Source organism: Streptomyces caniscabiei (genome assembly GCF_014930365.1).
In the GTDB taxonomy this organism is placed as follows: Bacteria; Actinomycetota; Actinomycetes; order Streptomycetales; family Streptomycetaceae; genus Streptomyces; species Streptomyces caniscabiei.
On sequence record NZ_JABXWI010000003.1, the window covers coordinates 621404 to 633704 of the forward strand.

Annotated in this window: 10 protein-coding genes; 3 read left to right on the plus strand and 7 right to left on the minus strand. The window is 69.5% G+C overall.

Features of this window, described 5'->3' with window-relative positions:
- Position 1: 1 nt before the first annotated feature.
- The 4 genes from HW837_RS10910 to solA all read right to left on the minus strand — a co-directional run bounded on the left by HW837_RS10910 (position 2) and on the right by solA (position 4545).
- Complete coding sequence (locus HW837_RS10910) at positions 2 to 1141, minus strand: ABC transporter ATP-binding protein (protein WP_193381260.1); 1140 nt, start codon at positions 1139 to 1141, stop codon at positions 2 to 4.
- The gene (locus HW837_RS10915) at positions 1134 to 2240 is read right to left on the minus strand and encodes an ABC transporter substrate-binding protein (RefSeq protein WP_045561033.1); all 1107 of its coding nucleotides are present in this window, start codon (positions 2238 to 2240) and stop codon (positions 1134 to 1136) included. The genes HW837_RS10910 and HW837_RS10915 overlap by 8 nt, the downstream gene beginning before the upstream one ends.
- Positions 2241 to 2622: 382 nt before the next feature.
- Positions 2623 to 3303 carry a haloacid dehalogenase type II gene (locus HW837_RS10920; RefSeq protein ID WP_045561034.1) on the minus strand — a complete coding sequence of 227 codons (681 nt, stop codon included), beginning with the start codon at positions 3301 to 3303 and terminating at the stop codon, positions 2623 to 2625.
- Between the two features lie 105 nt (positions 3304 to 3408).
- Positions 3409 to 4545 (minus strand): N-methyl-L-tryptophan oxidase, encoded by a 1137-nt coding sequence (gene solA, locus HW837_RS10925; protein WP_093790488.1) that lies wholly within the window; start codon positions 4543 to 4545, stop codon positions 3409 to 3411.
- 277 nt (positions 4546 to 4822) lie between these two features.
- On the opposite strand from solA, the gene HW837_RS10930 reads away from it, so the two are divergent.
- Positions 4823 to 6451: a PucR family transcriptional regulator gene (locus HW837_RS10930; protein WP_193381261.1), complete on the plus strand. Its 1629-nt coding sequence runs from the start codon at positions 4823 to 4825 to the stop codon at positions 6449 to 6451.
- A 46-nt stretch (positions 6452 to 6497) separates the two neighbouring features.
- On the opposite strand, the gene HW837_RS10935 is transcribed toward HW837_RS10930, so the two are convergent.
- Positions 6498 to 7556, minus strand: coding sequence for a tartrate dehydrogenase (locus HW837_RS10935; protein WP_093790487.1), 1059 nt, complete (start codon positions 7554 to 7556; stop codon positions 6498 to 6500).
- A gap of 73 nt (positions 7557 to 7629) precedes the next feature.
- Positions 7630 to 8514 (minus strand): LysR family transcriptional regulator, encoded by an 885-nt coding sequence (locus tag HW837_RS10940; protein WP_045561166.1) that lies wholly within the window; start codon positions 8512 to 8514, stop codon positions 7630 to 7632.
- Between the two features lie 60 nt (positions 8515 to 8574).
- Between HW837_RS10940 and HW837_RS10945 the strand changes: the two genes are divergently transcribed.
- Complete coding sequence (locus tag HW837_RS10945; protein WP_159040942.1) at positions 8575 to 8748, plus strand: hypothetical protein; 174 nt, start codon at positions 8575 to 8577, stop codon at positions 8746 to 8748.
- 139 nt (positions 8749 to 8887) lie between these two features.
- On the opposite strand, the gene HW837_RS10950 is transcribed toward HW837_RS10945, so the two are convergent.
- Positions 8888 to 10156, minus strand: coding sequence for an aspartate aminotransferase family protein (locus tag HW837_RS10950; RefSeq protein WP_045561167.1), 1269 nt, complete (start codon positions 10154 to 10156; stop codon positions 8888 to 8890).
- 225 nt (positions 10157 to 10381) lie between these two features.
- Here HW837_RS10950 and HW837_RS10955 point away from each other — a divergent pair, with 225 nt between their 5' ends.
- Complete coding sequence (locus tag HW837_RS10955) at positions 10382 to 12067, plus strand: PucR family transcriptional regulator (protein ID WP_193381262.1); 1686 nt, start codon at positions 10382 to 10384, stop codon at positions 12065 to 12067.
- Positions 12068 to 12301: the final 234 nt, after the last annotated feature.

Below are 12301 nucleotides of genomic sequence, written 5' to 3' on the forward strand. Positions count from 1 at the left end.
CTCACCCGCCCTGTTCGTCGGCGAAGAGGTTGACGTCCTCGGGGTCGGCGGTGATCCCGACCCGCTCGCCCGCGACCGGACCCCGGCCCGCGGGTACTTCCAGGCGCAGCAGCGGCCCGTCACCGCCGTCGATGCGCACGCCCGCGCGGACCAGGGTGCCCACGTAGGTGGCGGTCTCGACCGTGCCGGTACAGAACCCGTCGTCGGCGGCGGAAGCCCGCAGCCGGCCCGGCTGCACAGCCACCTTCACCTGAGTACCGGGAGCGAGCTGGTGGCGGCGCGCCTCGAGCAGGCCGCCACTGCCGTCCAGACGGACCAGGGTGTGATCGCCGTCGTGCTTGTCGACGCGGCCGGGCAGGAAGTTCGCCGCGCCGAGGAAGTCCGCCACGAACGGCGTCTTCGGCCGTTCGAACAACTCCCTCGGGGTGTCGAACTGCTCGATCAGGCCGTTGCGCATCACCGCGATGCGGTCCGACATGACCAGCGCTTCTTCCTGATCGTGCGTCACATAGATGACCGTCAGGCCCAGTTCCCGCTGAATGCTCTTGATCTCGACCTGCAGCTGGTCACGCAGCTTCTTGTCCAGCGCACCCAGTGGCTCGTCCATGAGGATGACCGGCGGGCGGTAGACCAGCGCCCGGCACAGGGCGACACGCTGCTGCTGACCACCGGACAGCTCACGCGGCTTGCGCCCGCCGAACCCGGACAGACCGGCGATCTCCAGCGTCTCCCCCACCCGGCGGCGGATCTCGTCCTTCGGCACACCGCGCAGGGTGAGCGGGAAGGCGACGTTCTCGGCGACCGTCATGTGCGGGAAGAGCAGGTACTGCTGGAAGACGAAGCCCAGGCCACGCTTCTGCGGGGCGAGGCGGGTGACGTCACGGTCCCCGACGGTGACGGTGCCGGAATCGGGTTCGCAGAACCCGGCGATCATCATCAGCGTCGTGGTCTTGCCCGACCCCGAGGAGCCGAGGAAGGTGACGAACTCACCCGCCGCGATCTCCATGGACGCCTCGTCGACGGCGACGACGTCGCCGTAGGTCTTGCGCAGAGCCACCACCGACAGCGATTTGCCGGTCGCGGTGGCCGACTTGTTGCCGGCCACCGCGACGGACGGTGTGGCGACACGGAAATCAGCCACGAGCCCACTCCAACCAGCGCTTGGTGACAGCCGATTCGTTCTTCAGCCACCAGTCGATGTCCGCGTCGAAGCCCTTGTCGTAGTACTTCGGCGCACCCGCGAGCGCGTTGCGCTCGTCCTCGCTGAGCTTGGCGTAAGCCAGCGGGGAAGCCGGGTTCAGCGGGAAGGCCTTGGCCAGGGCGGCCTGGCTCTCGGCCCGGAGCGAGAAGTCCATCAGCTGGTAGGCGGCGTCCACGTTGGCCGCGCCCTTGGCGATGGCATAACCGGAGAACTGGCGGCGCATGCCGTTGAGCTGCCGCTCCACCGGGACGCCCTGCTTCTGCAGGTCGGCGATCCGGCCGTCCCAGACGGTGGACATCGTCACTTCCTGGCGGCTGAGCAGCACACCGGGCAGTGGGCCGCTGTCCCAGAACTTCTTGATGTCGCCGCGCAGCCGGGTCAGCACCTTGAACGCACGGTCGACGTCGAGCGGGTACAGCTTGTCCATCGGGACGCCGTCGGCCAGCAGCGCGAACTCCAGCTCCGGCAGGTCACCGTCCGGGCTGCACATCGCACGGCCGCCCTTGAACGCCGTGGTGTCGAAGAAGTCCGCCCACGACTCGGGCTTCTCGCCGCCGAAGGCGTCCGTGCGGTAGGCGATGCACTGGCCGTAGAAGCCGTAGCCGATGGCATGCTGGGTGATCTGGTTCTCGGGGATCTTCGCGCTCTTCACGCTCTTGAGCCGGTCGAGGTCCAGCGCCTCCAGCGCGTCCTGCTTGACGTACTTGGTGTGCGACACCATCGCGTCGTTGATGAGGTCACACTGCGGGCGGCCCTGCTTGATCTGGGCGAGCAGCGGGGCGTTGTCCAGGTTGAGCACCTTGACCTGGATGCCGGTCTCCTGGGTGAACGGCGTGTAGATCGCCTTCTGCAGCGCCGCACCGTAGGAGCCGCCGCTGTCACGGACGACCACCGTCTTGCCGCCGCCCTTGCCGCTGCCCGTGGCGGACCGGCTGGTACCGGTACCGCAGGCGCTGAGGGCGGTCGCGGCGGCTGCACCCGCCGTGACCCCGCCTATCCCTCTCAGGAACAGTCTGCGGTCTATTCGGGTGTCTTTCATCGTGTGCCTCCTGGTGGTGCCGGCCGCGAGAAGGGGAGCGGCTGGGGACGTGGAAAGCGGCAGCCGGAGCTGGGTCTAGGGGTGGTGATCCGCCTCGTCGGAATCGACGCCCTGGTCTGTGCGCCGCAGGGTTGGGCGCGTGGCCGTGGCGGGGTCCCACGGGAGGGCCAGGTCGGCCGGTCCCGCGTCGGGAGGGTGAGGCCGCGCATGCGGTAGGGGATCCGCCGGCCAGGGCGGGGACCGTGTGCTCCCCGCTGCCGGCCGTGGCGATGATGCGGCGCGGGATGTCGCCCTGAACCCGGTACTTCGAGTTCTACGCGGGCGTCGCCGGCATGGACTGCGACTCCTGCGAGGTGTCGGGGCGCACGGTGTGCGGCGCGAGTCAGATGCCGAGCATGGTGTTGAGCTCGTCCAGGGACTTCACCGTCACATAGTCGTATCCGTGGGTGACCGGGTCGCAGCCGCGGTCCAGGAGGACGAGGTTGCGGAAGCCCATGTCGTGCATCGGCATCAGGTCGTAGCGGGTGTGCGAGGAGACGTGCACGAAGTCCTCGGGGGACGCGTCGAGCTGGTCGAGCATGTACTCGAACGCGGCGTAGCGGGGCTTGTAATAGCCGGCCTGCTCCGCGGTGAAGACCGCGTGGAAGTCGGCCCCGAGCCGGGGCACGCTCTCCTTGAGGAAGGAATCGTCGGCGTTGGAGAGGATCACCAGCTTGTAGTTCTCGCCCATCTTCTTCAGCGGTTCCGGCACATCCGCGTGCGGGCCCCAGCTGCGCACGCCGTCGGCGAGCCGCTTGCCGGCGTCCGGGGCCGCCTTGATGCCCCACTTGCGGCAGACTCCTTCGAAGGCGGCCTGCAGTGTCTGCTCATAGGGGTAGTACTTGTCGAGGACCGAGTCGTAGCGGTAGCCGCGGAACTCCTTGACGAACTGGTCCCAGTGCTCGGCCGGGATCTGGTCGCCGACGAGTTCACGTGTGATGGGGGTCATCGGCCACTCGATCAACGTGCCGTAGCAGTCGAACGAGACGTACTTCGGGCGGAACTGGAACGAGGGAATGGGCATGGAAGTGCTCCACTTTCTTGGTTCGGGGGACTGGTTACGGGCGACACCGCTTTCGGGTGACAGAGGTGTCGGAGTGGAGGGTGGTGCCGTCGACGTTCGCCGGGGTCAGGTGGCGCCGGTTCCTGCCGGAGCGAGGAAGTCGACAGGGTGCTCCGTGGCGCCGTCGAGCGCCAGGTCGGCGGCGATCTCTCCCATCGCGGGCGAGAACTTGAAGCCGCTGCCGGAGAAGCCGGCCAGGACGATGATGTCGTCCTCGCCGGGGAGATGACCGACGAGCGGGTTTCCGGACTCCGTGTAGCCCTCCATGTACGCCGACATCCTGATGGGGTCGGGGTTCAGGTCGGGCATGAGTTCACCGATGAGCCCGCGGAAGACACCGAGTTCTTCGGGGCGGACGGTACGGTCGAGCCGATCGGGCTCGGGCACCGGGGCGTGGTAGTTGAAGGAGAGACCGAGCTTGACGGAGATGCCGTCGGGCGACGGGATTCCGAAGCAGTCGTGGGGTGCGGCGCGCACGAAGGAAGGGGCACCGCCCGCGAACCAGTCGTGGCGGGTGGGCAGGTGCCAGGAGCAGATCACCCGGCGGACGTCGACGGTCCGGGGGAGGTCCGGGATCAGGGTGTTGATCCAGGGGCCCACGGTCACCACGGCGGCGTCCACGTGGTCCGTGCCCAGGTCGGTGACGATCTGCACCCCGCCGCCCGCCGCGGGGACGACCTCGCGCACCGTGGTGTAGCGGTGCAGCCGGGCGCCCAGTTGCTCGGCGCGTGCGGCGGCGGCCTGGATCGACGCCTCCGGCCTGATGACGGCGCCCAACCGGTCGAGGACTGCGGTGTGTCCGTCCGGGAGCCGGTGCTGCGGGTAGCGGCGGGCGAGTTCCTCCCGGTCCAGTACCTCGTGATCCAGCCCGTGGGCTGCGCTGATGGAGAGGAGGAGGCGCATGGACGGTGAGACGGTCTCTCCCATCACGAGGCTGCCGCTGCGGCGTCGCAGCGGCCGGCCCGTCTCCGCCTGGAGCTGCTCCCACATCCGGTCCGCGAGCTGCAGCAGCGGAATGTACCCGGGCTCGCCGAGGTGGGCGGCACGGTAGATGCGGCTCTCGCCCCCGGCCGCGCCGCGGTCGTGACCCGGTGCGTAGCGGTCGTAGCCGATGACCTCGGCTCCGCGGGCGGCCAGTCGCCACATGGCCTGGCTGCCCATGCTGCCGGCACCGATCACGGCGACGCGCTTCGGGACGCCCATGAGGTCGCTCCTCTCGATGGTGTGGTGGGTGGCAGTCGGGCCCCAGCACTGTGCGGACACCGTGCGGACCTTTCCGGTTCGCGTCCTGCTGGGGATGGCGTTCACTCTCCGCCCGGGGGAACCTGCAGGGCAACCCACACTGTGTTCCGCCTCGCGGCCTTCTTGAGACGGTCTGTCACTGCGGACGGCTGGGCGGCGTCAAAGCCGGCCCCCCTCTTGTCACGATGAGTGGCCGATGCGAAGGTGAGCCCCATTCCCCCGCATGAAAGCACCATCTATGCCACCCAGACGTCACATAACCGGCCACTTCCCCACACTCCGGGAGGTACTGCGCCTGCCCGTGCTCGCCGAGGGGATGCCTCGCGTACTGGCAGGCGAGTCACGGCTGGACAGCCCAGTGCGCTGGGTGCATGTCACCGAACTGCTCAACCCCGCCGATTTCCTGGAGGGCGGCGAGCTGGTACTGACGACCGGCAGGCCGCATCCCGAGAACGCCTCAGAGCTGTGCGGCTACGTCGACCAGCTCTCGGACGTCGGCGCGGCCGGCCTGATCGTGGAGCTCGGTTATCGGTACCAGAAAGTGCCCCACGAGCTGGTGGCGGCGTGCCGTGCCCGTGATGTGCCGCTCGTCGAGCTGGCCCGCGGCGTCCGGTTCATCGACGTCACGCACACGGTGCACGCGCTCATCCTCGACGCCCAGGGGGCCCTGCTGCGCCGCGGGCGGGACATCCAGGACATCTTCACGGCCCTGACACTGCGGGGCGCGGACGCCGAGGAACTGGTGCACACCACCGCGGAGCTCACCGGAGCCCCCGTGGTGCTGGAGGATCTCACCCACCGGGTCCTGATGTGCGAGCTGCTCGGCCGGCCGTACGAGCCGGTGGTGTCGGCCTGGTCGCGGCGTTCGCGGGCCGCCCCGACGCCGGAGAGGATCACGCCGAGCGGCCCGGAGGGGTGGCTGATCGCGCCGGTGCAGGACCACCACGGCCCGTGGGGGCGGCTGGTCCTGCTGGAGGACCGGCTGAGCGCCGAGCCCGACCCGGAGCACGTCCTGGTGCTGGAGCGTGCGGCGATCGCACTGACCATGGCGCGTCTGGCGGGGCAGGCCTGGTGGGAGCGCCGAGCCCACCGCTCCGTACTGCGGGACCTGTACGAGCGGCGTTTCCGCTCCCCCGCGGACGCCCGCGCCCGCGCCGAGGCACTGGGACTGCCCACTCTCGGACACCGCCTCTTCGCCGTGGTCATCCGCCACCCGCACACCGGCACCGAGCGGGAGCACCTCGACGAACGCATCGCGAAGGCACTGACGCACACCGGTGTCCGCGCCCTGGTCGGCGAGACGGCCCCCGGCCGCATCGGTGTACTCATGGCTCTGGCACAGGCGAGCGCCTGGCAGCCGGTGTCCGAGCGGATCGGCCGCCTGGCCCGGGAAGAGCTCGGACCGCGGGCAGTCGTCGCCGTCGGCCCCGGGGTGACCGACCTCGGCGGAATCGCCCGGTCGTGGCAGGAGGCGGAGCAGACGGCCGAGGCCATCACACCGGCCTCACCCGAGCGGTGGTTCTACGTCCCCGCCGACGTCCGGCTGCCGGAGTTGCTGGGCGTCCTTCGCGAGGACACCCGTCTTCAGCGGTACGCCGAACGGCAACTGACCCGCCTCATCGAGCACGACGACCGCAACGGCGGCGATCTGCTCCCGGCACTGCGTGCCTATCTGGCGGCGGCCGGGAACAAGTCGGTCGCGGCGAAACGCGCCGGCATGTCCCGGCAGGCGTACTACCAGCGCCTGCACACCATCGAGCGGCTCCTCGGCTGCGACCTGGAGTCAGGTCTGGAGCGAACGTCCCTGCACGTCGCGGTGCTGGTTCTGGACGCGGGAGAAGCAGCGGCAGAGGGCGCGCGGGAATGACTGGTGGGCGGCGTCGTCCCTGCCGCCCACCACGGAAGAGCATGGCTCAGAGGAGCTCGATCAGCCTGTCGGTGAACTCGGCGGTGGTCGCGGTTCCGCCCAGGTCACGGGTGCGGATATCGGTCCTGGCCAGGACCGACGCGATCGCGTCGGTGATGTCCCTGGCCGCCGCTGGATGGCCGAGGTGGTCGAGCATCATGGCCGCGGACCAGATCGCGCCCAACGGGTTGGCGATGCCCTGGCCCGCGATGTCGGGCGCTGAGCCGTGTACGGGCTCGAACATCGAGGGGAAGTCGCCCTCGGGGTTGAGGTTGGCCGCCGGGGCGATGCCGATGGATCCGGCGACCGCGGCCGCGAGGTCGCTGAGAATGTCGCCGAAGAGGTTGGAGGCGACGACGACGTCGAAGCGGGCGGGGTCGAGGACGAACTTGGCCGCCAGCGCGTCGATGTGCTCCTGGTCCCAGGTGACGCCGGGGTGCTCGGCGGCCCGCTCGGCGATCAGCTCGTCCCAGAACGGCATGGTGTGAATGATGCCGTTGGACTTGGTGGCGGAGGTGAGCTTCCCTCGGCGGCGGGCGGCGAGCGAGAACGCGTAGTCGGCGACACGGGTGACCCCGGCCCGGGTGAACACCGCTTCCTGGACGGCCAGCTCCTCGGGCGTGCCCTGGTTCAGCCGTCCGCCGATCTCGCTGTACTCGCCCTCGGCGTTCTCCCGCACGACGACGAGATCGACCTCGCCCGGCTGTGCGCCGCGCACCGGACTGTCGATGCCCGCGAAGACACGGACGGGCCGGAGGTTGACGTACTGGCGGAAGCTGCGCCGGATCGGGATCAGCAACCCCCACAGCGAGACATGGTCCGGCACTCCGGGATAGCCGACGGCGCCCAGCAGGATCGCGTCCTTGTCGCGCAGCTGGTCGATCCCGTCGGCGGGCATCATCGCGCCCTCCCGCAGGTACCGCTCGCACGACCAGTCGTACGACGTGTAGGACAGGCTGAAGCCGTGGCGGCGGCCGAGAACATCGAGCACCTGCTGTGCTGGGGGCAGTACCTCGGCGCCGATGCCGTCGCCGGGGATCAGGGCAATGCGGTGGTTGGTCGTCATGCCGTCGATTGCAGCAAGGCGGTCCGCGGGGCGTCCAAGACGCAAAGCGGATATCCCTTATAAGCGGCGCCTATCAGCTGCCGGAGGCCGAGATGGCGGCCGTGACGAACGCGGCAGCCGCCGGCGACAGGCTGCCGCGGCGGCTGACGAGAGCGATGTCCAAGGTGCTCTCCGGCTCGATGTCCAGGACGCGGGCGCCCAGCTGCCGGGCCAGGTCCCGCCAGGAATCCATGACCACGGCGAGCCCGACACCGGCCAGTACCAGGGGCATGAGCGACACCCGGTGCTCGGTCTCGGCGGCGACGGTGAACTCGATGCCCTGTTCCCGCAGCGCGTCGACGTAGGCGCGCATCCCGGTACCCGGCTGCCCGACGATCAGCCGCTGCCCCGCAAGCTCCTGGCACCCCACCGCCGTCCGATCAGCGAACGGGCCGTCGGCCGGCACCATCAGCACGAAGCGCTGCCGCCCCAGCTCATGGCAGACGACCTCCTTGTCGGAGAACGGCCCGGAGGACGCCAAGAGCCCCAGTTCCACGGCACCCGTGCGCACCATGTCGATCACATCACGCGAGGTGAACGCCGCTTTGATGGCCACGGAGACGCCGGGATACCGGTGGCTGAAGGCACTCACCAGACTCGTCAGCGGCTCCACCGCCTGTGACGGCACGGATGCCACGTCCAGGCGCCCCTCACGCAGCTCATGCACCGCCGCGACACTCGCCCGCGCCGTCTCCAGACTCCGCACGGCCTCCCGGGCAGGCTCGATCAGAGCCCTTCCGGCCTCCGTCAGCACTGCCCTACGCCCGATGCGATGGAACAACTCGGAACCGAGATCACGCTCCAGTGCCCGCACGGCCTGCGACAGCGACGGCTGCGACACGTACAGAGCCGAGGCCGCACGGTTGAACCCCCCACGATCGACGATCGCAAGGAAGTACTCCAGCTGCCGAATATCCATGACGCACCCTCTGCCCCTCAGCAAAGCAGCCGACGACTCGATGGTCCCGACCATGGTTGCGTGAAGGACAGCCTCGACGAAGCACGGACCCCCGATGCGGTGACCGTTTCTGTCACCGAAGCGCGGTCACAGCTGATCGAGGCGTTCGTGAGGCCCGCGCCTCCGGCGCTGCTGGACGTACAGCAGCGCCGGAGAACCTGGCTGCTCACCTGCGCGACTTCCGCAATCTCCTGACTCAAGACGCGAGGGAGCGGTGTTGAAGCCTGTGCGGTCGCCACCAGGCGGACCGTCGCCGCGGTGACGACCGCACAGGAGCCCTCGGTACGCGCAGGCCGGGTGCGGCCGGTAAGGACGGCACCCCGGCCCGGTCACGTCATCGCCGCGTCGCTCCCGATGTGCCGGCCTCCACCGCGGCCGCCCATGCCTGGAGTCCCTGGTCCACCGCCGTCTCGTCGATCACCAGGGCCGGGATCATCCGCACGACCTGGTTCCAGGCACCGCACAGAAGCAGGAGCAGGCCCTGGTCGACAGCGGCACGCTGCACGCGGGCGGCGGTCTCGGGGTCCGGACTGCCGTCCTCGGTGACGAACTCGGTGGCGAGCATGAGCCCGAGGCCACGTACGTCGCCGATGCCCACGGTCCGGTCGGCCACCGCCTCCAGGCCCTGGCGAAGGCGCTTGCCCATCACCTCGGCGTTCTCGACGAGCCTCTCGTCGCGGACGACGTCGAGGGTGGCGCAGGCCGCGGCGCAGGCGACGGCGTTGGCGCCGTACGTACCGCCCTGCGAGCCGGGCCACGCCTTGGTCATCAGCTCCTCGGGGGCGGCGATTCCTGACAGTGGGAAGCCGCTGGCCAGGCCCTTGGCGGTGACGAGGATGTCGGGCGTGACGCCGAAGTGGTCGTGCCCCCAGAAGCGACCGGTGCGGCCGACGCCCGTCTGTACCTCGTCGAGGATCAGCAGGAAGCCGTGGCGGTCCGCCCGCTCCCGCAGGCCCTCCATGAAGGCACGGTTGGCGGGGACGTATCCGCCCTCGCCGAGCACCGGCTCGACGATGATCGCGGCCGTGTCGGCGGGCGAAGAGATCGTCTGGAGCGTGTAGTCCAGCTCCTTCAGGGCGAAGCGGGTCGCGGTCTCCTCGTCCCAGCCGTACCGGTACGCAGACGGGAACGGAGTGACGACGACACCACTCATCAACGGGGAGAAGCCGGACCGGAAGCGGGTGCCGGAGGTCGTCATCGAGGCGGCGGCCACCGTACGACCGTGGAAGCCACCGTGGCAGACCACGATGTTCGGCCGACCGGTGGCCTGCCGGGCCAGCCGCAGCGCCGCCTCCACCGCCTCGCTGCCGGAGTTGGTGAAGAACAGGCTGTCGAGCCCCTCGGGCAAGACCTCGCCCAGCTTGTCGACAAGCCGCCGCAGCGGCTGGTGCATGACTGTCGTGTACTGGCCGTGGACGAGGGTGCCCACCTGTTCCTGGGCGGCCGCCACGACCTTGGGGTGGCAGTGCCCGGTGCTGGTCACGCCGATGCCGGCGGTGAAGTCGAGGTAGCGGCGGCCGTCATCACCGTAGAGGTGGACGCCCTCTCCCCGGACCGCCACCACGGGCGTGGCCTGGCGAAGGTGCGGCGACAGTGCAGTCATGTTCGTCTCCCGGCGGGTCGTCGGTCTGGCTCCGGTCCGGTCGAGCATCTCCGCGTATCTCGATGACGCCAATGCTCGATCTGTCCGCCCGCGCCGCGGCATCTGGACGTTGTGTCAGCCGCACCGGGCGTCACACGCCGCTCGTCCTGCTCACAGCCGCCCTTTCAGAGCTCTTGCGCAGGTCAGCGAGGATTGTCAGGGTGACGGAGCACCCAGGGAGGTCCCATGCGCGAGAAGCACCACACGGCTGCGAGGCCCGTCACCGACGGTCCTGACGCCTCCTTGGCAGGCCCGGACATGGCCACCGCCGGCCATCCGCTCACCGTGGCCGACGTTCTGGCCCTTCCCGTCCTGTCCGCCGGGCAGCCACAAGTTGTCACCGGAGCAGACCTGCTCGACCGCCCCGTCCGCTGGGTTCACATGACCGAGCTGACCGACCCTGCCTCCTTCCTCAAGGGCGGCGAGCTCGTACTGACCACCGGTATGCCCCTGCCGGAGGAGCCGGCCGGCGTACGCCGCTACGTGAACGAACTCGCCGACGTCGGCGCGGCGGCCTTGGTCATCGAACTGGTCCGCCGTTACCACCGCCCGCCCGACGTTCTGGTCCATGCCTGCGAGGCCCGCGGGCTCCCCCTCGTGACCCTGGCCAAGGACGTCAACTTCCTTGAGGTCACACAGGTCGTCCACGCTCTCATCCTCGGCAACCAGGCCGAGGAGATGCGCCGGACCCAGCGCATTCACGAGGCGTTCACCGCCCTCACCCTGCGCGGCGCTGTGCCCGAGGAGGTCGTACGTGCCGCCGCTGAGATGAGCGGCCACACCGTCGTACTGGAGAACCTGGCCCACCAGGCACTGATCTGCGCGCCCTCCGCAGGCACGGTCGAGGCAGCGCTCAGCGACTGGGAACAGCGCTCACGAGCGACATCTCCCGTCGGCCGCACATCCGTGTCCGGACCCGGCGGCTGGCTCGTGACATCCGTGGAGTACCAGGGCGAAAGCTGGGGCCGGGTGGTCATGTTGCCCGACCCGTCACGCCGGCCCACTCCCTCGATATTCGGCCCCACCGCTGTGACGGTCCTGGAGAGAGCTGCGATGGCCCTCACCATCGCCCGCGTCATCCACCCCGTGCCCTGGGAACGCACCGCACACCGCAATCTCCTGCGCGACCTCGTCGGACAACGCCACCACTCCCCCACGGACGCCGAGGCCCGGGTCGCCGCACTGGGTCTGTCCACCAAGAACCGCAGCTTCATGGCCGTGCTCGCGGACTTCCCTCAAGAGTCCGACGCGACGAAAAGCGAGGCCCTCCTCTGCGAAGAGCTGAGGAAGCAGGGGACACAGGCCCTCGTCGGCGTTCTCAGCCCCACGCGCCTCGGCATCCTCCTGTCCCTGCGCCCCGGCCGGCCCTGCGCACCCGTGGTCGAACATCTGAGCCGCACCGTAATCGAGTTGGCGCCGGGGGCCACCGTCAGCGCAGGCAGCGAGGCGACGGACCTCTTCGATGTCGCCCGATCCTTCCGCGAGGCGACCCGTGTCGCCGAAGCCACCGAGCCCGGCCGGCCTCTCCCGCCGGGACGCTCCTACCACCAGCCGTCCGACATCGGCCTGCGTCGTCTTCTCTTCGCGCTTCGGGAGGACACCCGGATCCAGGACTTCACCGAGCGCCGGCTGAGCTTGCTCCTCGACCATGATGCCCGCCACGGGACGGACTTGCTGACGACCTTGCGCCACTATCTTGACGCGGCAGGCAACAAGACCCTGGCAGCCCGCTCCGGCTGTCTGTCCCGCGAGACCGTCTACCAACGTCTGCGCAGTATCGAGCGGATACTCGACTGCGATCTCGAGTCCGGCGAACACCGCACCGAACTGCACGTGGCACTCACAGCGCTCGACGTCCTACGGGCCAGGTGAGCAGGAAGGACGAAGCGGTCCGCACATGACGCGTGGACCGCGGTCTCCCGTCCGCGAGCTCGCCAACGCCATCCTTGTCGAGGGATTGGCTGTCCTCGTCTGTCGGGATCGCCCACGCCGTGCACGGCCCCGGTCTGACGCAGTACAAGATCGCTGCCCGTTTACGGCCGCTGCAGCGGTGAGCGGTGGAAGGGTGCGAGGCGGCGGGTCCAGGAGGTGGATGCCGAACTCGGG